This is a genomic window from Paenibacillus sp. 01L418 (genome assembly GCF_056400045.1).
The window spans coordinates 1-20,520 of the sequence record NZ_JBFTSN010000082.1 but is presented as its reverse complement, the minus strand read 5'-3'; the positions used below and the strand labels follow the sequence as shown (position 1 = coordinate 20,520).

Here is a 20,520-nt window from a genome sequence, read left to right as displayed (position 1 = left end):
GTTGAAGCGGGTGCGGCGCTTGGCATTACGAAGCTGCGCATTACCGGAGGCGAGCCGCTTATAAGGCCGGGTCTCGATGGTTTAATTAAAAGATTATCTGCCATAGCTGGCATTAAAGATATAGCATTAACGACGAATGGTGTTTTTCTAGCCAAACAAGCGGAAGCGCTTCGAGCAGCAGGCTTGAATCGTGTCAATATTAGTTTAGATACGCTGGACTCCGCAAGATTTCGCTTTATTGCAAGAAGCGGGGAATTAAAACGTGTGATGGAAGGAATCGAAGCGGCAGCAGCAGTAGGCTTCGACCCTATTAAGCTGAATTGCGTGCTTCTTAAAGAAGTAAATGAGGATGAAATTGCCGCATTTTTAAAACTCGCCTACGAGCAGCCGATGCATGTTAGATTTATTGAATATATGCCAATCGGCCATGCGGATGAAAATTGGAAAAAGCATTATTTGCCGCTTTCGCGTGTACTGGAAGTAGCAGAGCAAGAAGGCTATACGATTAGCCGCGGACCAAACGTGCATGGAAACGGTCCTTCAGAGGATTGGCAAATGAAGGGCGGCCGCGGCTCCTTCGGGCTTATTCATCCCATCAGCGATCACTTCTGCAGCAATTGCAATCGGCTGCGCTTAACAGCGGATGGGTCCATTAAGCCTTGCTTATATTGGGTAGATGAGCTGAATGTAAGAGAAGCATTCGGGCATCCAGAGGAAATGCAGCAATTGCTGCTGAAATCGATGGACATTAAGCCGGAAAATCATGAAATGGCGGCTAAGCTGGCTGACAGCGCACAAACGCATATTCCTACCGAACGGCGGATGTCGCAGATTGGAGGCTGAGAAGCAGCTGATGCATGAGATCAAGATTGAACATTTTGAGATAGGAATGTCCGTTACGACCCCAGAGGAGATGGCAAAACTTTCGGGCGCAAGCTTCCTTATTGCAGGCAGAGTGCCGGATGCTGAAGGTGAAGCATTTGACTTATATCAATGGTACGCTGCATGGATGAGGGACAATAATTCTGAGAATGCTGCAGTGTCCAAGACGCCATCTTATTTAATCGTAGAAGCGGCGGATTCTTTCGAGGCTACTATTCCATGGGAGCAGCTTGAGCAGGCGGCTGTGCTTTACCGGATTAATGGCTTGCCTTTGCAGAAGGCAGGCCCTATCCGCCTTTATGTGCCCAACGGCAGCAGCAAATGCTTAAATGTGAAAAGTATCGTTAAACTCAAAATGGGACACGATGAGCCAAATACGCAGGTTGAAGCTGCATATGGTTTTAAGCATACATTTTCGATGAATGATTTGCGTAATAACAAGTAGACTGGTTTTGTGTCGCTGAGTACAGGCATTAAGGAGGCGTGCATGAATTTGACGGACAGTTTTCGTACAAGGGTAGTGCTTCTTCATAGCAATGATATACATAGTCGTCTGGAGCATGCCGCCAAGATCGCTTCTTTTATCGCAGAGGAAAGACGAAGCTGGGGCAATGAGCGAGTGCTTGCGGTAGACTGCGGAGACCATATGGATCGCATGCGAGTGGAGACCGAAGGCAGCGATGGGATTGTTAATGTAGAACTTTTAAATCAAGCTGGGTATGAAGTAATAACACTTGGCAATAATGAAGGGCTTACTTATTCTTCTCAGACGATTTCGGAGGCGTATACTGATCGCGCTCAGTTTGCTGTCGTTTGTGCCAATATGCACGAGGCTGCTTCAGGTGAGCAGCCTGATTGGCTGCTGCCAAGTATTATTATTGACAAAAATGAACTTCGAATCGGTATCATAGGCGTCACAGCGGCCTTTTCTGACTTTTATTCTTTGCTAGGCTGGCAGGTATCCGATCCATTCGCGGCGGTGCAAGAACAGGCGGCAAAGCTGAGAGATAAGGTAGATGTGCTGGTAGTGATGTCCCATATCGGGATTACCTTCGATAAGCAAATGGCGGAGAAGCTTGAGGGCATCGATCTTATTTTGGGAGCACATACCCATCATTTATTGGAAGAGCCGATTGTTATCGGTAATACGACGATTTGTGCAGCGGGGAAATTCGGCGAGTATATCGGGCGAGTAGAAATCGGAATGGACGATGTTTCCTCGCGCCCAATGTTCCGCGCAACCTGCGTTCCTACGGCCGCAATGGCAGAGCATCCGGAAGCTGCCGCCATCATCGGCAGCTATCTAAAGGCGGGACAGCAGCGCCTAAGCCGGGTTATCGCCCGGCTTTCTGCACCGCTGCCCGCCAGAGCCGAGCGGGAATCACCGCTCGGCAACCTGCTGGCCGCTGGCTTGCGCCGCTGGACCGATGCCGAAATCGGCATAGTCAACGCTGGACAGCTGCTCGGCGGCCTCGCGCAAGGGGACGTGACAGCGGGCGAATTGCACGCCCTCTGTCCGTCGCCGATTAATCCGTGCCTCATGCTCATCGCAGGCACGGATATAAGGACAGCGCTGGAGCAAGCGCTGCTTCCCGAATTTATCCATAAGCCGATCAAGGGATACGGCTTTCGCGGTGAAGTGCTTGGAACGCTTGCCATAGATGGCTTGTCCGTTACCTATGATTCGAACAGAATGCCGATGGATAGACTCATACAGGTAACAGTTAATGGAGAAACGCTGGATGATGAACGACTGTATAAGCTGGGAACGATCGATATGTTCAGTTTCAAGGCGGGTTACGAGTCGCTCGCCAGCGCGGTGCAAGTGAACTATTACTTGCCTGAATTCATTCGAGACGTGATTGAAGCGCAGCTGCAAAATTCGTCTGAATTGGCGGAATGTTGTCAGCTAAGATGGGAAAATACCTCGATTTGACAAAGAATATGAAAAATATCGACAATTCATGTCGAAAAAATAGTATAAAATGGTTGCGATTTTCCCGTATATCCCGTACATTAACATTACGAACGATTTTTTCCGATGTAATAGTTAGCCGACTTTTAATGGGGAAGGATCGAGAAAATGCGGTTGTTGCCAATAGCGAAATGCAGGCCGGGTATGAAGCTGGCCAAAAAAATATTTTCTCAAGAAGGTATCGTTCTTCTTGGCGAAAATATGGAACTGACAGAGAGACTTATATCCCGCTTGGATCAATGCGGAATTCAATATGTTTATATAACAGATCCGAAGACGGATGATATTGTGCTGCCTTCTTTAATTAGAGAGGAAACGATGCAAATCGCGCTGAAGGAAATTCGAACGAATTTCCGCGAAATGATGGATCGTCCTAAACGCAAAAAAGGCGTAACCTACCCCTATATCGCACAGCCATTTAAAAATATGATGAATATGATTATCGATGACCTCTCCGGTCATAAGGATGCCATGATCATGCTAATGGACATGAGCTCCGTTGATCATTATTTGTTCCAGCATTCTTTAAACGTCTGCGTTTATACGACACTGCTCGGTATGTCGAACGGCTATTCTAAGGAAGAGCTTACGACGCTTGGCATGGGCGCTCTTCTTCACGATATCGGCAAGACGCAGATTGCGATTGATGTGTTAAGAAAACCAGGCTCCCTCTCCAAAGAGGAGTTCGAAGCGATGAAGCAGCATGCGAGAATCGGTTACGAGCTGCTCAAGGATGAGCCTAACCTGCCGCTGCTTGTTGCCCACTGTGCATTCCAGCATCATGAGCGAATTGACGGAAGCGGTTATCCGCGCGGAATCAAAGGCAATGAAATTCATGATTATGCCAAGTGGATCGGGTTGGTCGATTCGTATGACGCCATGACAACAAATCGCGTCTACAGTGCTCCAATGCTTCCACATCACGCGATTGAGCGGCTTTATGCCGGTACGGGAACGTTATACGAGCAGCGAATGCTGCAGCTGTTCCGCGATAAGGTTGCTATTTACCCGATTGGAATAACAGTTAAGCTGCAAACAGGAGAGTCGGGTATCGTAGCAGATCTTAATCATTCTTACCCGCATCGACCTATTATTCGTGTTCTATATAATGAAGCGGGCGAGGAACTGAAATCGCCTTACGAGATCGATTTGTCGAAGCAGCTCACGATGATGATTGTCAGCGTGAACGATGACGCGAGCGAAGTGCAGTTTGCCTCAGGAATTTAACGAAAGACAGATTGGGAGCCGCTTAGGGCTCCTTTTTGCTTCTTTTTTTGCCGTTTTATTTGCTTCCTTTGCAGTCGCGCATTACAATAACTAAAGAATGATTCATTCCAGAAAATAAGTCAGGTGCTGAAGAAAAATGAACACAATACAATTTCAACAATCAAGAACACCGTTATCCACACTTTCGCCAACGAATGATCCGTGGGATCCCATCCGTTCGTTGCAGCAATATGGAAGACATCGCTTAACAAGCGTCGAAATGACCGTTTCCAACCTATGCAATATGCGATGCGAGCATTGTGCTGTTGGAGATACACTTGTAATGACAGAACCCGCCAAGCTGCCGCTTAAGCAGATGCTGGACCGACTGGATGAAGTAGAGCATCTGGAAACGATAAGCATTACAGGCGGGGAGCCATCCTTCTCCGACCGAACGGTTCGTGATTACATGGTGCCGTTGCTTCAATACGCCCGCAGCCGCGGCATTCGCTCCCAAATCAATTCGAACGTGACGCTGCCTTACAGCCGTTATGAGCAGCTAGCTCTTTATCTAGATGTCATGCACATTTCATTTAACTACACGTCTCCGGAAGATTTTCACCAAATTGGATTTGCGAAAGCCAATCATCATGTATCGCTCGAAGCCGCGACCAAGCTTTATGAACGAATGATCGAAAACACGCGTCGCCTTAGCGAGACAGGTGTACTCGTTTCTGCGGAGTCTATGATCAATTACAAAACGTATAACAAAATTGATGAGATTCATCAGCTGATTGTGGATATGGGATGTCAGAGGCATGAGGTACATCCGATGTATCCTAGCTCCTTTGCGAAGGATTTACCTGTTCTCTCACGCGAGCAAATGCTGGAAGCTATTGAACGCTTGCTGAAAGCGCGAGACCAATCCGTTTGGATGCTGTTCGGTACACTTCCCTTTTATCCATGCAGTGACAGCAAATCAGAACGTGAGCTGCTGCGAAGATTAGCGAATGAGCCAAATGTAACGGTACGTAACGATCCTGATGGCCGCAATCGACTGAACGTAAATTTGTTTACAGGCGATGTATTTGTAACCGACTTTTCTGACGTGCCCGCTTTTGGCAACATCGGTTCGTCCAAATTGGAGGATTTATTTGATAAATGGCTGGACCATTCCCTTGCGCAAAGTGTGAATTGTCACTGCCCGGTCGCTTCATGCTGCGGACCTAACCTACTTGTTAAGGATATGTACTATAAAGATGTTAATTTCCATGAGCGCAGCGCAGTGCTGGATTAGTATGAAAGAGCTGGTTTAAGAGTGGCGTAAAGTGCATATAAAAGAATAGAGAGGAGGAGAAGCTGTGTCTATTAAGACAATCGTATTTATCGCTTTAGGGTTATTGTTGCTCTATCTGTTTTTTACGGTAGGTGCTCCTTTCTTGCTTGCGCTTGTTGTAGCTATTTTTCTTGAGCCGCTTAATCAGCTGTTTATGAAAAAATTCCGAATGAATCGGCTGGTGGCAGCTACAATATCAAGCAGCCTATTTACGGTTATTCTCATCGGACTAATCGCGCTGCTTGGGGTGAAAGTGGTAGCCGAATTAATAGCCTTTTTCAAAAAAGTGCCCCAATACTTCGAAAATGCCAATGGGATGGTAGACGATCTCATGTTTCAGGCACAATCGTTATATCAAAACTTCCCTCCTGACGCCATTGAAACGTTAGAGAAATGGCTAATGGAGCTAACGAGTACATTAACGAAAATGGTGGGTACGTTATCGAACACCGTTATCGCTTTCGCCTCAAGCATCCCGGGCATGTTCATCTTCTTTATCGTTTTCTTGGTGGCGGTATACATGATGAGCTTTAGTCTAAATACGATGAAGGCAACGGTGCTTTCATTATTTGAAGAAAAATCGCAGCCTCAGGTCAATGATGTGCTGAACAATCTCAAAAAGTCGATTTTTGGTTTCTTGCGTTCGCAGTTTATTTTGAGTGCACTCACCTACATCATTTCGTTGATCGGTTTGCTCATACTTAATGTCAAATATCCGCTTGCTATCGCACTGCTTATTATCATTGTTGATATTATGCCGATTCTTGGAACAGGTTCTGTGCTTGTGCCATGGGGAAGTTATTTGCTGCTGACGGGCAATGTTTTTGTAGGGGTAGGGCTAATTATTCTATTTCTAGTGATTACCGTATTCCGCCGCATCGTAGAGCCTAAAATTCTCGGTGATTCTGTAGGGATCGGCTCATTGTCAGCGCTTGTAAGTTTATATGTCGGCTTCAAGCTCGTCGGTGTTATCGGTGTATTCATCGGACCGCTTGTCGTGATCATCTATATGGCAGCTCGAAGAGCTGGACTATTCCAAATGAAATTCAAGCTATAGCCTTGGAAAAGCCGTGCCAAAGCCGTTGCTAGATACGTATGATACTGCAAAAAAAGCAGATCATGCAGGAGGCATACGAATAAATGGCACCTATTAAAGTTGCAATTGTAACACCAGGCTCCTTCCCGATTCCATCATCAGGAAGCAGCTCGGTTGAGCGGGTGGTAGAGAAATTTGCCCCGCTGCTTAAGCCTTACGCGGAACCTCGTATATTTGGAAGACTGAGCAAGCGATTGCCTCGTCAAGGACAATTTAACGGTGTTGTTTGTGAACGGTTTGCAGCGGGCAATAAGCAGCGATATATTCAAGAGGTAGGACATGCGGTTCACCGTTTTTCTCCTCAGGTCATCGACGTCGAGAATCGTCCCCAATTTGTGCTAACGATGAAGCGATTGAATCCAGGCAAACGAGTCTGGCTTTATTTGCATTCCTCCACCTTTATTTCACCCTCCTATATTTCTTCTGCAAACTTGCATAAGTGCTTGCAGGCAGCAGATAGAATCATCGTAAATAGCGAGTTTCTAAGGCGAATTGTAGTGTCGAAAGCGCCAGAGGTCGCTTCGAAGCTGCGAGTCATTTATCCTGGGGTAGATACGGCAAGGTTTCCTTCACAATATTCCTCCGAAGGAGCCGCCAAACGGGAGAGTTTAAGGCAAAAGAGAGGATTGCATGGTAAAAAAGTGGTGCTTTTTATGGGGAGGCTTATTCCGCTTAAGGGCGTTCATCATCTTCTCAATATCGTGCCGCAGCTTGCCAAAAGCCACCCAGAGCTCGTCGTTATCATCGTAGGGAGCCCATTTTATGGCTCGCATCGCAAAACGGCTTATGCGCGCAAGCTTGAACAGCTTGGACGCAAATGTCCGGGTCATGTTCGTTTTGTGCCCTACGTGCCGCATTCGGAAGTGCCCAGCTGGATGCTCGTTGCTGATGTAGCGGTCGTGCCATCTGGACAGAGGGAGGCATTTGGGCTCGTTAATGTCGAGGCGATGTCCTGCGGCGTTCCGGTAGTCGCAACACGTGCAGGCGGAATGAAAGAAATTATCCGCAATGGTGAAACGGGCTATTTGGTCAATCAGCTTCATATCGAGCGAGAGCTGCGAGAAAAGCTGCATCTGCTGCTTCGCGATAAACAGCTCAGGCAGAAGCTGGGGCGCCGCAGCCGCGAGCGTGTGGAGCAGACATTTACATGGCGCCACACCGCTGATCGATGGGTAAGGCTGCTGAAGGAAAGCGGACTGTAGCAGGCTGTGTTTTTCCGCGGTTTGGAAAATAGAGGGTTGACACCCTTCTTTACTAAACGGTATAGTCAAACAAGGAAATCCACTAGGGGCGCCGTAATGGCTGAGATAAAGCGAATCGCTTTGGTCCCTTTGAACCTGATCTGGGTTATGCCAGCGTAGGAAAGTGGGATTGTGCGTTTATGCTTTGCGCGTGAAAGCTCTGCCGGAATCTGCTGAAGCCTCAGCTTATGCGGCATGACTTTATCTGCTTAGGGGGAACCCTTGCAAGATAACACTCGCATGACGACACTCTTCGACCGCTCCTTTGCTGGAGCGGTTTTTTTGTTTGGCGCCAGTGAATCGATAAAGCTTTGTGGCCGCCATGCACGCTCCAGCAATTGCAGCTCTTGTAGCAGCCTAGCTACTTGTATAGCAGCGGTGTTTTAAACTTTCTCATATGCTTGCGTATGCCTCCAGGAGGAATTCTATTATTCCATTAGGAGGTTTTTGTTATGTCTATTTTTTCTACTCCGCTTCCGGGCAGCCGCAAGGTGTACGTCGAGGGCTCAAAGGGAAACATCCGTGTTCCGATGAGAGAAATTGCACTTGAAGCTAGTACTGGCAGAAATGGTGAAGAGCTGCCGAATGAACCTGTACGAGTCTATGATGCAAGTGGTCCTTATACCGATGAAACGTATGAGGCAGATGTTCGGCGTGGTTTGCCCGGTATTCGCAGCGAATGGATCTTGCAGCGTGGTGATGTAGAGCCCTATGAGGGCAGGGAAATCAAACCGGAGGATAATGGATTTATTTCGGCTGAAAAAGCAGAGCAGCGAGGCGCGGAACGATTCCCAGGGTTAACGAGGAAACCGCTTCGTGCCAAAACAGGGCAAAATGTTACGCAGCTTCATTACGCCCGCAAAGGGATCATTACATCTGAGATGGAATACATCGCTATTCGCGAAGGGATGAGTGCAGAATTTGTACGTAGCGAGATTGCAGCCGGCCGTGCCATTATTCCGACTAACATCAACCATCCTGAAAGTGAGCCGATGATTATTGGGCGGCAGTTTCACGTTAAAATCAATGCTAATATCGGCAACTCTGCTGTAGCTTCTTCGATTGAAGAGGAAGTGGAGAAGATGACTTGGGCGACGCGCTGGGGAGCCGATACGATTATGGATTTGTCCACGGGGAAAAACATCCATACGACGCGGGAGTGGATCGTGCGGAATTCACCAGTTCCAGTTGGCACAGTGCCCATTTATCAGGCGCTGGAGAAAGTGAACGGCAAAGCAGAAGACCTTTGCTGGGAAGTATTCCGCGATACGCTTATTGAACAAGCCGAGCAGGGCGTCGACTATTTTACGATTCATGCAGGTGTGCTGCTCCGCTACATACCACTTACGGCAAAGCGCGTTACGGGCATTGTCTCGCGAGGCGGATCAATTATGGCAGCATGGTGCCTGGCACACCATAAGGAGAATTTCCTATATACGCATTTTGAAGACATTTGTGAAATTATGAAAGCATACGACGTATCATTCTCGCTCGGTGACGGCCTGAGACCCGGTTCTATAGCAGATGCCAATGACGCTGCTCAGTTTGCTGAGCTGGATACATTGGGTGAGCTAACGAAGATCGCATGGAAACATGATGTACAAGTGATGATTGAAGGCCCTGGCCATGTGCCTATGCATTTGATCAAAGAAAATATGGATCGTCAGCTAGAGGTGTGCGATGAAGCGCCTTTCTATACATTAGGACCGCTAACGACCGATATCGCGCCAGGCTATGATCATATTACTTCGGCAATTGGTGCTGCAATGATTGGATGGTTCGGCACGGCAATGCTTTGTTATGTAACACCGAAGGAGCACCTTGGCCTTCCGAATAAGGAGGATGTGAAGGAAGGCGTTATTACGTACAAAATCGCAGCGCATGCGGCTGACTTGGCGAAAGGGCACCGTGGAGCGAAGCTGCGTGATGATGCATTGTCCAAAGCGCGATTCGAGTTTCGTTGGCGGGATCAATTCCATCTATCGCTTGATCCAGAGCGTGCGATGGCTTACCACGATGAGACGCTTCCAGCTGATGCTGCGAAATCCGCTCATTTCTGCTCCATGTGCGGGCCGAAGTTTTGCAGCATGCGAATCACCCAAGATATAAGAGAGTATGCCGCGCAAAACGATATGGAAACAACGGAAGCCATTGAAGCGGGAATGAAGGAAAAATCAGATGCATTCAAGGCGGCAGGGAGCAAGATTTATGGTTGATTCTGTTCTTGATGCTTTTGCAGATCGTTATTCGAGGCAAACGAGATTTGCATTCATTGGAGAGGCAGGCCAGCGCAAGCTGGCCGATGCCTCGGTGCTTATCGTCGGTGTTGGCGCATTAGGCGCTTCGCTTGCGCAGCATATGGTAAGAGCCGGTGTCGGGGAAGTTAGGCTGGTAGACAGGGACTTTGTTGAGCCGAGCAACTTGCAGCGCCAAATGCTTTTTGACGAGGCGGACGCTCTGGCAGTGATGCCCAAAGCAGTGGCCGCTGCTAATCGGCTTCGCCAAATTAACAGCAGTGTAAACATTATGGCGACAGTAGCGGATGTGAATGCACAGAACATCGGATTTCTCGCCGGAGGAGTCCATATCGTCCTTGATGGGACGGATAATGCAGCGACAAGGCTGCTGGTCAGCGACCAATGCTTTAGACAGCGAATCCCATTTGTTTATGGCGGAGTGGCTGGGGCGCAGGGCATGCAGGCAACATTAATTCCTGGAGAGACAGCTTGCTTGCGCTGCTTAATCGGAGCAGATGATATGGAGCAGGAGGCCGATACTTGCGATACGGTGGGCGTACTCGCTCCGGCGGTTGAATGGATTGCATCTATGCAAGCAGCTGAGGCGATAAAATGGCTAACTGGCAATGATTCGGCGCTGCGTAAAACGTGGTTGAGCATTGATCTATGGTCATTCCGAATGCGGGAATCGGAGCTTCCGGCATTCAGTACCGAGTGCCCATTCTGTGCTCAAACGCCTGATGTAGCAACTGACGGCATGCTTTGTTTTGAAGCTGATAGAGCGGAAGATACTCAAATAAGCTCTACCGTATTATGCGGTAGGGATACGGTGCAGGTGACGTTAGGCAAGCCGGTTGATTTAAAAGAGGTAGAGCAAACTTTGCGAGCGCTTGGCTGCACGCTCACCGTGAATCGGTATTTAGTGAAAGCGATGATCTCAAGCGGAGAGCAGCTGATTCTCTTCCCAGATGGACGGGTGCTTGTGCAAGGCACAGCGGATGCGGAGAATGCAATTAATCTCGTTAAAACGTTCTTATGAAATGGAAATAAATGATTTTTTTGATGAAAGGTTGTGTTTGAGAATGAGTAGACAAGGCTGGCGGAACTTCAAGCTCTACGCCATTACAGCGAAATCTAATCACCCTGGCAGATCAGTCGTTGAAGTGATGGAGCAGGCGCTGATTGGCGGAGCTCAAATGGTTCAGCTTCGCAATAAAACGGGGACGAGGGAAGAGGTACTTGAAGAGGCCAAAGCCCTTCGAATACTAACGCGAAAATATAAAGTGCCTCTTATCATTAATGATTATCCTGATCTTGTTCTTGAGACGGATGCTGACGGTGTTCATTTAGGTCAGGATGATATGCCAATTGCCAAAGCAAGAGAATGGCTTGGTGCTGACCGCATAATTGGCATATCCACGCATAACCTGCAGCAAGCACTAGCTGCTGAACAGGAGGGAGCCGATTATATCGGCGTTGGGCCAGTGTATCCTACCGAAACAAAGCCGGGCCGTACGGCTGTTACTACAAGTTATGTCAGGGAAGCAGCGCATCATATATCGATACCGTTCGTGGCTATTGGCGGGATCACACTTGAAAATGTTGATGAAGTGCTAGCGTCGGGGGCAACACGGATATGTGCAGTTTCAGCAATTGTTGGCCATAACGATCCGGCTGGTGTTTGTCAGGCTTTCTTAAAGAAAATCGAAGCCCACCGTTCTGAATATGTTCCTCCCTTTAAGATAGTGAAGATTAATGGCCGCGAGGAGCAGACCAGCGCTAAAACAGTGGAGGAACTGGTCGTCCAGCTGGGACAACAAAATAAAAAGCTCGTTATTGAGCTTAACGGTATGATCGTACAACGCGCAAGGTGGGCTGAAACTGAATTACTTAGCGGAAGCTCCATAGAACTTGTGCATTTTGTTGGAGGGGGCTGAACATTTTGGGAAATTGGGATCATGAAGATGTCCTTCTTATTGGAGGACATGCGCTGCGGTCGCGTTTTTTGTTCGGTACGGGGAGATTTCCAAGTCCTGCTGTTCTGCAGGAGGCGCTTGAAGCGTCGGGCTCGGAGGTTATTACGTTCGCGGTTAGAAGGGTTAATCTAGAGAGTGTAGAGGATGATTCGGTACTTCAACACTTTGAAGATAAACAAATGCAATATTTGCCGAATACATCTGGTGCGAGAACAGCGGAGGAGGCTGTTCGAATCGCGCGTCTGGCGAGAGAAGCTGGGCTTGGCAACTGGATTAAGGTTGAAATCAGCGGAGACCATCGAACACTTCTGCCTGACCCTATAGAAACGCTGCGTGCTACGGAGCAGCTTGCGAACGAGGGTTTTATCGTTCTTCCTTATACATCCGATGACCCAATCCTATGCCGGAAATTAGAGGAAGCTGGAGCTTCAGCAATCATGCCTGGAGGATCGCCAATTGGATCTGGGCTCGGATTGCTCAATCCCTATAACCTCGGACTTATTGCGGAGCAGTCGAGGGTTCCAGTCATCATCGATGCGGGTATTGGATCGGCGAAGGATGCTGCGGAAGCGATGGAGCTAGGTGCGGACGGCATTTTGGCTAATACGCCTATCGCTAAGGCACAGGATCCGATTATGATGGCTCGCGCATTTCGATTAGCGATTGAAGCAGGGCGATTGGCATGGCTGGCTGGCCGCATACCGAAAAAACGTTATGCATCTGCAAGCAGTGATTGGGCAGGCTCATTATTTGAAACAGGAGTTAGCTCAGGAGGGGAACAATAATGCCCCAATCGGTAATTATACTAGGAGGCGGCATTATTGGTTTGTCTTGTGCCTTCGAGTCGGCGCGTAGAGGCATGAACGTAACACTCATTGAGCCAAGCGCACTCGGAGGGCAAGCATCCGGCGCAGCGGCAGGCATGCTTGCTCCATTTTCAGAAAATACGGAGCAGCCCGATCAATTTTTTCAGCTGTGCCTAAACAGTCACCGCAGCTACCCGGCGTGGATTAAAGCGATCGAGGAACAATCCGGCATGTCGACGGAGTGGGTGCAGAGTGGAAGCATTAACGTTTTTATGCATGAAGCAGACGTCTTGCCCATACAATCCAGATTGCAATGGCAAAATGAATGGGGAGCCGAAGCTCAGCTTATTGATGCAGCTCAGCTTAGGAAGCTGGAGCCGATGCTTGCTCATTCGGCAATTGCAGGCGTATTTACGCCAAAGGAGAGCCATGTTTACGCGCCAAAGCTTGTTGCAGCACTTGAAGAAGCTTGCCGGAGGTTAGGTGTCGTCATCCTATCCCATGCGGGTAAAATTGAAGAGGTTGCAGTTCAACAGAGCGGGGGAGCGTCTGTCCGAGCAGAAACGATGATAAAGAAGGTTCATGCCGATCGGCTAGTCGTCTGCGCGGGCGCTTGGTCAGGTGAATATGAACGATGGTTCGGACTTTCTGTTCCGATCCATCCGATTCGGGGACAAATCTGCTCTTATGAGCATCAAGAAGCTGAAGTTCGCCATATGATCTTCTCCAGCCAAGCCTATTGGGTCGGAAAAAGAAATGCTCGGCTCGTATGCGGTGCTTCTGAAGATGTCGCGGGCTTTGAGACGAGTGTGACAGAACGAGGCATCGGCCGCTTAATTCGCAGCAGCAATCAGCTTTTTCCATTTCTTAAAGGCAAAGAAACCGCGCATCGGTGGGCAGGCTTGCGTCCTGCAACGCGAGATGGAATGCCAATGCTTGGGCAAGTAGAGGGAATGCCAGCCGTTATTATGGCCGCAGGTCATTATCGCAACGGTATTTTGCTAAGTCCAATCACAGCTCATATTGTTGCTGATCTATTGGAAGAAAAGCAGGGAGAACCGTCGATCAGCAGATTCTCTCCTAACCGCTTTACGACTATTGCTATGAGAGGAAGACTTTCTACTTGATAGGAAGCCGCATGAAGGCAGCACGAAATATCTAAATTATTGCATTGAAAACATATGAAAAATCTGCTATATTGAAAACGAGAATCGTTATCAGTTGAGTAGGTTTTTTTTTATGTCTGGAAACAGACTTCCTTTATGAAGCATTTTTTATCAACCAAAGTATACATACAGAAGGGTAGTTTTCAAATGTCTTCTCTATCAAGCAAGAAAGCGCTGGCAGGCACAAAGCTGCGCACACGGCCGCTAGTGGCTACGATTATTTTATTTGGCGGGTTTGCAGCACTCTTATTATCGCTCGCATTATCTATCTCCGTCGGTGCAGCAGATATCAGTCTCTCAACGGTTTGGGATGGCGTATTCCACTTCAATGAGGAAAACATTCAGCATCAAATTATTAAAGAGCTTCGTATGCCGCGTGCGTTAGCCGCTGCTTTGGTGGGAGCAGCTTTCGCTGTCGCAGGTTCTGTTATGCAAGGCATGACTAGAAACCCATTAGCAGACTCGAGCTTGCTTGGAATTAACGCAGGAGCAGGTTTTATGTTGGCGCTTTGCTTCGCTTTTTTCCCTTCGATATCTTATCTTGGTCTTATGTTTGTGTGTTTTGCGGGTGCAGCAGTTGCAATGGGACTCGTATATGGAATCGGCTCATTAGCAAAAGGCGGCCTAACACCTGTGCGGCTTACACTGGCTGGTGCGGCTGTAGGGGCATTGCTGCTTGCTATAACAGAAGGCATAGCGATTTATTATAAAATTGGTCAGGATTTGGCTTTTTGGTATGCTGGCGGGGTAGCCGGAACGAAATGGCTGCAAATTCAAATTGTATGGCCATGGGTAGTTGGTGGACTGCTTGGCGCCATCGTGTTATCGCGCTCCATTACATTGTTAAGCTTAGGCGATGATGTTGCTGCAGGTCTTGGACAACGAACTGGCCTAGTAAAAGCAGCAGGCGTCATTATAGTCTTATTGCTGGCAGGCACCGCCGTTTCAGCGGTCGGCTCTATCGGTTTTGTAGGCTTGATTATTCCTCATATCTCACGATTCCTAGTTGGTGTCGACTATAGATGGATCATTCCATGCTCGGCGGTTTTGGGAAGTTTACTTATGGTGCTGGCTGATATTGGCGGGCGATTGATTAATCCGCCTCAGGAAGTGGCTATCGGTATTATAATCGCGGTTATAGGCGTTCCGTTCTTCCTCTATCTTGTAACAAGAATGAAGGGAGAATAAGCATGAATACTTACTTTATTACCGAAACCGAACAGCGTAGAAGAAAACGCGCAGTCCTCGTAATGACCGTGCTTAGCGTACTTATTGTATTGTCCGTTATCATCAGTATGAACACAGGATTTATTCGCTTAGCACCGCTTGACGTATTCAAAACGTTAATTGGATCGGGAACGGCTAAGCAGGAGCTAATTCTATTTGATTTCCGCTTGCCGCGGATTGTCATCTCTATATTAATTGGTGCAGGTTTTGCAGTATCGGGCTGTATTATTCAAGGATTATCGCGCAATCCGCTTTCTGATCCAGGGCTGCTGGGTATAAACGCGGGCGCAGGGCTTGCAGTTATCTTGTTTATTTCTTTTTATCCGACGACGGAAAAGGGCTCTATATTTTTGATGCCGTTTCTTGCATTAATCGGAGCATCGTTTACCGCATTGTTCATTTTTGTACTTTCGTATAAAAGACATCGAGGGTTATTGCCAACTCGGATGATATTGGTAGGTATCGCTGTAGCGGCGGGTATTAGCGCAGCGATGCAGCTTCTGATTTTGCGTCTAACGCCTGAGAAATATCAGTTTTTTGCTGTATGGATGGCGGGGAGCATTTGGGGAACGAACTGGAAGTATGTGGTTGCACTGCTCCCATGGTTAATCGTTATTTTTCCAATCGTGCAATATAAGGCGAAAGCATTGAATGCATTAAATTTAGGCGATCAATTGGCAGTTGGACTTGGAGCTCAAGTGAACAAGGAGCGGGCATTGCTGCTTGCTGCAGCGGTAGGCCTAGCTGGTTCTTGCGTTGCTGTCGGCGGGGGCATCGGATTTGTCGGACTCATAGCGCCTCACTTGGCAAGAAGACTTGTCGGTCCGCAGCATCAGGTATTATTGCCAGCTTCAGCTTTTGTAGGCGCGCTGCTCGTTATTGTGGCGGATACACTTGCCAGATGGGCATTCCAGCCAAACGAAATTCCAACAGGCATTGTTGTTGCTGTTATTGGAGCACCTTATTTCTTATACTTATTGTCCAGATCGAAATAGTTAAAACAGTTGAAACAGAAACCGCGGAGAGCTGCATGCTCCCGCGGTTTTTTGTTTTTTAAAAGCCGCTTATGTACATTTGTCTGTACTCCTTGTAGCGAGCCCATAGGTACCTGCATATATTACCTATGACATTTCAGGTGGAAGAAGGAGAGGACTATGACAAAAAACAGAAAAGGGAAAAGCCCGAAGGGGCGAAAGCCGCTTTTTTATGTTGATAATCCGAATGCTTCCGAGTTAAAGTGGCTAGATGATTTGAACAGGAAGAAGGCCGCTGTTGCACAAGCACATGCAGCTAAAACGTTGATTAAAAAAGAGGAAGAAGAGAAGGAGAAAGCGAGCATTAACGCACTCGCTCTCATACTTGAGAATCCATCAGAGCAGATGGATTCGGAAGTTGTCACGGTGGAGGACTCTGAGGAGATTGAACAGTTAGAACAACTTATTCAAGTGGAACCGGTGGAGCAAGAGCAGCAGCTGGAACTAGTAGAGCAGCAGGAACAAGTGGGGCAAGTAGAACTGTTGGAGCAAGGGGAACAGCTGGAACAATCGCAAGAAGAGCAGCAGGAGCAAGCAAGGCTGTTGGAGCTAGGGGAGCAGCTGGAACTAAATGAACAATTGGAACAATCGCATGGAGAAGAGCTGCAGGAGCAATTAGAGCATTTGGATACGCTGGAACAGCTGCACCAGATTGAAGAGCAAGAGCAGCTCGCTGTCGAAGAGCTTGCCCAGCAGATCGCACAGTTAAGCTTGGAAGAAAAGTTTGAGAAACTTGATGAGAAATTGGCACCGGAAGGTCCTCCAGCTTTTATATACACGGATGATTTGGTAGACTTTTCGGTTACATCAGAGAAAATTGCACCTGGGTCGATCGATAGCAGCAAGCTGGCAGCAGGCAGCGTGCAGGCAAGCACGATTGCCGATTATTCCATTCACACCATCCATTTAGCTGACGGCACAATCAACTCCGCTAAAATTGCAAAAGAATCGATTATGGGCGAGCATTTGGTAAACCACTCGATTACTGGAAACAAAATTTTGGATTATTCAATTTCTGGAAATAAGCTTCAAGATGGCAGCATCTCGTCAGAGAAGCTTGCGGATCGTACGATCAGTATGGACAAAATTGCAGAAGGGTCAATCGAATCCAGGCATTTGAAGTCATTGCTCATTACAACAGACCTGCTTGCCGATCAAGCCATTACTGGCGATAAAATTAAAAGCGGAACGATCCGACCGGAAAATTTGGCTAATGAAGCCGTTGACAACTCAAAGCTTTCTGAAGGAGCAGTAACACATTCCAAACTTCGTGACTCAGCTGTTACGAGTGAGAAGATAGCAGCAGAAGCGATTGAAGCGGAGCATTTGAAGCCTGGATTGCTGCTATCTGAGCATGTCGCAGTTGGTATTATTCAGGGAAAGCATTTGGCCCTCGGAGACATAGCCGCGGAACATCTAGCAGAAGGAGCAGTCGGAACAAGGGAACTGCAGCCAAAAGCGGTAAAAGCAGAACAATTAGCGGACGAATCGGTATCTTCATCTCATCTGCAAGCAGCGGCCGTTCTAAGCTCCCACATTGGAACAGGGCAAATAACAAGTGAGCACATCGCGGATCAGTCCATTAACTCTAGGAAGCTTGCGGATCAATCGGTATCCACCATTAAAATTGTTGATCATTCGATAACGATTTCCAAGCTTTCTGATCAATCCGTTAATGCTCAGAAGCTCGCGAATGACTCCGTTCACAGCCGTCATTTGGGCTCTGGAAGCATTACATCCGACAAAATTGCTGATGGGCAAATATTGCAGGCGCATCTGACAACAGATGCAGTAAACATGAAGCATATTGCACCAAATGCAATTAAACGGGATCATCTACAAAGCGGCATTGTTAATGAAGATAAAATCGCGCCATTATCCATTCGTGTTGACCATATTGGTATGGAGGCTGTTGGTACTACTCAATTAGCGGATGCTTCAATAACGCGAAGTAAGCTGGCTGATGGTGCTGTTGATAGTAAAGTCATAACAAACTTTGCTATTGAATCCCGGCATCTTCAGGATGAATCGGTAACGTTTCAAAAGCTGGCTCCTGAAGTGTTAAGGTCGTATCATTTTACTAAGGGTGCCGTAACGGGTGAAGCGATTTCTTCTGAAGCAGTGAACGGCATGCATTTAAAATCGGAGATCATTGAAGGACGCCATCTCGCAAAGGATGCTGTAGATAATAAAAAGCTGCAAGACGGTTCAGTTACGAGCAGCAAGCTAACGAAAGGCGCTGTCACGGATCAAGCTATTGCTTCAGGTGCAGTTTTTTCGCATCATTTGGCAGATCATACTGTAAATTCATTAAAGCTTTCCCCTGAATCGGTTACGACGGATAAGCTGGCTGATTTAAGCGTCTCGACTGGCAAGCTCGCAGACGGAAGCGTATCGAGTGTCAAGATTGCGTCTCAAGCTATTATGCCAGGGCATCTCGGAGCCAATTTGATTGCTTCCCACCACATACAAGCAGAATCGATTCGCTCGACCCATATTGAAGCTCATGCAATTGGAGCTGAACATTTGGCTGATCAATCGATCGGAAATGAGCACCTTCAAGATGGTGTCATTACATCTGCTAAACTAGCTTACGGCGCTGTGCAATCAAAGCAGATAGCAAATGAAGCGGTGCTTAGCCGTCATTTGGGAAATGCATCCGTGCTTGGAATCCATTTGGGAGAAGGAGCGGTTCATGCCGCGCATTTGGCGGATGATTCGATTACGATTGAAAAGCTGACAGCAAACAGTATTGGACCAGCGCAATTGCAAAACGATTCCGTAGGTGCTGATGTTATAAGCAAAGGTGCTGTAGGTACGGATCATATCGCACCAGGAGCCATTACGTCGGGTAAAATAGCGGAATTGTCGATCGGCGCGAAGCAGCTTAAGCCAGAGTCGGTAAATGCAACGCATTTAACAATAAATAGTGTAAACGAACATGCATTGCAGGATGAGTCGGTGACGAGTGCAAAGCTGGCTCAAGATGCCGTCTCAAGCGAGCATGTACAGCTCGAATCACTTGCCGGCAAACATTTGAAATCCGATTCGATTCAAGGCTATCACGTTCGCAAGGGCACGATTACACTAGCTCATTTGGCTAATGATGTGCTTGTGTTTGACCGAATTGCTGACAATAGTATTTTGGGAAGAAAGATTAAGGAAGGCTCTATCGATAGTAAGTTGTTGTCCGTCGACAGTGTGGGGACGGAGCAGCTGGCAGACGGAAGCGTGACGACGTCGAAGCTGAATCTAGGTAGCGTAGGAAAGGATCAGTTGTCGGACGGAAGCGTAACGACATCGAAGCTGGTACTAGGCAGTGTAGGTTCGGAGCAGCTGGCGAATGAAAGTGTGACGACGACGAAATTGGTACTAGGCAGCGTAGGCACGAAGCAGTTGTCGGACGGCAGTGTGACGACATCGAAGCTGGAACTAGGCAGTGTGGGTACGGAGCAGTTGTCGGACGGAAGTGTAACGTCGTCGAAGCTGGAGCTAGGCAGCATAGGCTCGGCGCAGTTGTCAGATGGTTGTGTGACCAAATCGAAGCTGGAGCTGCGCAGTGTAGGTACGGAGCAGTTATCAGATCGCAGTGTGACGACATCAAAGCTGGTACTTGGCAGCGTGGGTACGGATCAGTTGACGGATGGCAGTGTAACGACATCGAAGCTTGATTTAGGCAGTGTAGGTACGGAGCAGTTGGCGGACGGTAGTATAACAAAATCAAAGTTGGTACTAGGCAGTGTAGGCTCGGATCAGTTGTCGGATGGCAGTGTGACGACGACGAAGTTGGTACGAGGCAGCGTGGGTACGGATCAGTTGATGGATAGCAGTGTGACGACATCGAAGCTGGTACTTGGCAGCGTGAGTACGGATCAGTTGTCGGATGGCAGTGTGACGACATCGAAGCTGGTACCTGGCAGTGTAGGCCCAGATCAGTTGTCGGATGGCAGTGTGACGAAATCGAAGCTGGAGCTACGCAGTGTAGGTACGGATCAGTTGGCGGATGGTAGTGTAACGAAATCGAAGCTGGAGCTGCGCAGTGTAGGTACGGAGCAGCTGGCGGATGGCAGTGTAACAAAATCGAAGCTGGTACTAGGCAGTGTAGGCTCGGATCAGTTGTCGRATGGCAGTGTGACGACGACGAAGTTGGTGCTTGGCAGCGTGGGTACGGATCAGTTGGCGGACGGCAGTGTAACAAAATCGAAGCTGGAACTAGGCAGTGTAGGCTCTGATCAGTTGTCGAATGGTAGTGTGACGACGACGAAGTTGGTGCTTGGCAGCGTGGGTACGGATCAGTTGTCGGATGGCAGTGTGACGGCATCGAAGCTTGAGCTAGGC

The 20,520-nt window shown here is 48.0% G+C and carries 14 protein-coding genes, 1 pseudogene and 1 riboswitch; all 15 genes and pseudogenes read left to right on the top strand.

The genetic code is table 11. The features are described 5' to 3' along the window. Nucleotides 1-843, top strand: an 843-nt coding sequence (gene moaA / locus AC1DSE_RS13155; RefSeq protein ID WP_477527764.1) for a GTP 3',8-cyclase MoaA, incomplete at its 5' end; no start/stop codon positions are given. Continuing rightward, entirely contained in the window at nt 833-1,327 is a 495-nt protein-coding gene (locus tag AC1DSE_RS13150; RefSeq protein ID WP_477510585.1) for a hypothetical protein, read from the top strand. The genes moaA and AC1DSE_RS13150, both read left to right, overlap by 11 nt. A gap of 42 nt (nt 1,328-1,369) precedes the next feature. Continuing rightward, nucleotides 1,370-2,818, top strand: a complete 1,449-nt coding sequence (locus tag AC1DSE_RS13145; protein ID WP_477510586.1) for a bifunctional metallophosphatase/5'-nucleotidase — start codon at nt 1,370-1,372, stop codon at nt 2,816-2,818. Between the two features lie 147 nt (nt 2,819-2,965). After that, the gene (locus tag AC1DSE_RS13140) at nt 2,966-4,084 is read left to right on the top strand and encodes an HD-GYP domain-containing protein (protein WP_477510587.1); all 1,119 of its coding nucleotides are present in this window, start codon (nt 2,966-2,968) and stop codon (nt 4,082-4,084) included. Nucleotides 4,085-4,220: 136 nt separating this feature from the next. Further along, nucleotides 4,221-5,360, top strand: coding sequence for a radical SAM/CxCxxxxC motif protein YfkAB (gene yfkAB / locus AC1DSE_RS13135; protein ID WP_477510588.1), 1,140 nt, complete (start codon nt 4,221-4,223; stop codon nt 5,358-5,360). A 64-nt stretch (nt 5,361-5,424) separates the two neighbouring features. Beyond that, complete coding sequence (ytvI, locus tag AC1DSE_RS13130) at nt 5,425-6,456, top strand: sporulation integral membrane protein YtvI (RefSeq protein WP_076270261.1); 1,032 nt, start codon at nt 5,425-5,427, stop codon at nt 6,454-6,456. 83 nt (nt 6,457-6,539) lie between these two features. After that, nucleotides 6,540-7,697 carry a glycosyltransferase family 4 protein gene (locus tag AC1DSE_RS13125; protein ID WP_477527763.1) on the top strand — a complete coding sequence of 386 codons (1,158 nt, stop codon included), beginning with the start codon at nt 6,540-6,542 and terminating at the stop codon, nt 7,695-7,697. 74 nt (nt 7,698-7,771) lie between these two features. After that, nucleotides 7,772-7,876: riboswitch (TPP riboswitch) on the top strand. 312 nt (nt 7,877-8,188) lie between these two features. Continuing rightward, entirely contained in the window at nt 8,189-9,952 is a 1,764-nt protein-coding gene (gene thiC, locus AC1DSE_RS13120; protein ID WP_477510590.1) for a phosphomethylpyrimidine synthase ThiC, read from the top strand. After that, nucleotides 9,945-11,012 carry a ThiF family adenylyltransferase gene (locus AC1DSE_RS13115; RefSeq protein ID WP_477510591.1) on the top strand — a complete coding sequence of 356 codons (1,068 nt, stop codon included), beginning with the start codon at nt 9,945-9,947 and terminating at the stop codon, nt 11,010-11,012. Before thiC ends, AC1DSE_RS13115 begins: the two co-directional genes overlap by 8 nt. A 43-nt stretch (nt 11,013-11,055) precedes the next feature. After that, complete coding sequence (gene thiE / locus AC1DSE_RS13110; protein ID WP_477510592.1) at nt 11,056-11,910, top strand: thiamine phosphate synthase; 855 nt, start codon at nt 11,056-11,058, stop codon at nt 11,908-11,910. Between the two features lie 5 nt (nt 11,911-11,915). Beyond that, nucleotides 11,916-12,734 carry a thiazole synthase gene (locus AC1DSE_RS13105; protein ID WP_477527762.1) on the top strand — a complete coding sequence of 273 codons (819 nt, stop codon included), beginning with the start codon at nt 11,916-11,918 and terminating at the stop codon, nt 12,732-12,734. After that, nucleotides 12,734-13,882: a glycine oxidase ThiO gene (thiO, locus tag AC1DSE_RS13100; RefSeq protein ID WP_477527761.1), complete on the top strand. Its 1,149-nt coding sequence runs from the start codon at nt 12,734-12,736 to the stop codon at nt 13,880-13,882. Before AC1DSE_RS13105 ends, thiO begins: the two co-directional genes overlap by 1 nt. A 186-nt stretch (nt 13,883-14,068) precedes the next feature. Further along, a complete protein-coding gene (locus AC1DSE_RS13095) occupies nt 14,069-15,109 on the top strand; it encodes a FecCD family ABC transporter permease (protein WP_339204068.1) in 1,041 nt (346 codons plus the stop codon). 2 nt (nt 15,110-15,111) lie between these two features. Continuing rightward, the gene (locus AC1DSE_RS13090) at nt 15,112-16,143 is read left to right on the top strand and encodes a FecCD family ABC transporter permease (protein WP_477510595.1); all 1,032 of its coding nucleotides are present in this window, start codon (nt 15,112-15,114) and stop codon (nt 16,141-16,143) included. Between the two features lie 159 nt (nt 16,144-16,302). Beyond that, nucleotides 16,303-20,520: pseudogene (locus tag AC1DSE_RS13085) on the top strand (hypothetical protein); the annotation flags it as partial.

Excerpts from the sequence above, each read along its gene's own strand:
- AC1DSE_RS13145 (WP_477510586.1), top strand. The coding sequence starts at position 1,370 with ATGAATTTGACGGACAGTTTTCGTACAAGGGTAGTGCTTCTTCATAGC.
- AC1DSE_RS13140 (WP_477510587.1), top strand. The coding sequence starts at position 2,966 with ATGCGGTTGTTGCCAATAGCGAAATGCAGGCCGGGTATGAAGCTGGCC.
- yfkAB (WP_477510588.1), top strand. The coding sequence starts at position 4,221 with ATGAACACAATACAATTTCAACAATCAAGAACACCGTTATCCACACTT.
- AC1DSE_RS13125 (WP_477527763.1), top strand. The coding sequence starts at position 6,540 with ATGGCACCTATTAAAGTTGCAATTGTAACACCAGGCTCCTTCCCGATT.
- thiC (WP_477510590.1), top strand. The coding sequence starts at position 8,189 with ATGTCTATTTTTTCTACTCCGCTTCCGGGCAGCCGCAAGGTGTACGTC.
- AC1DSE_RS13115 (WP_477510591.1), top strand. The coding sequence starts at position 9,945 with ATGGTTGATTCTGTTCTTGATGCTTTTGCAGATCGTTATTCGAGGCAA.
- thiE (WP_477510592.1), top strand. The coding sequence starts at position 11,056 with ATGAGTAGACAAGGCTGGCGGAACTTCAAGCTCTACGCCATTACAGCG.
- thiO (WP_477527761.1), top strand. The coding sequence starts at position 12,734 with ATGCCCCAATCGGTAATTATACTAGGAGGCGGCATTATTGGTTTGTCT.
- AC1DSE_RS13095 (WP_339204068.1), top strand. The coding sequence starts at position 14,069 with ATGTCTTCTCTATCAAGCAAGAAAGCGCTGGCAGGCACAAAGCTGCGC.
- AC1DSE_RS13090 (WP_477510595.1), top strand. The coding sequence starts at position 15,112 with ATGAATACTTACTTTATTACCGAAACCGAACAGCGTAGAAGAAAACGC.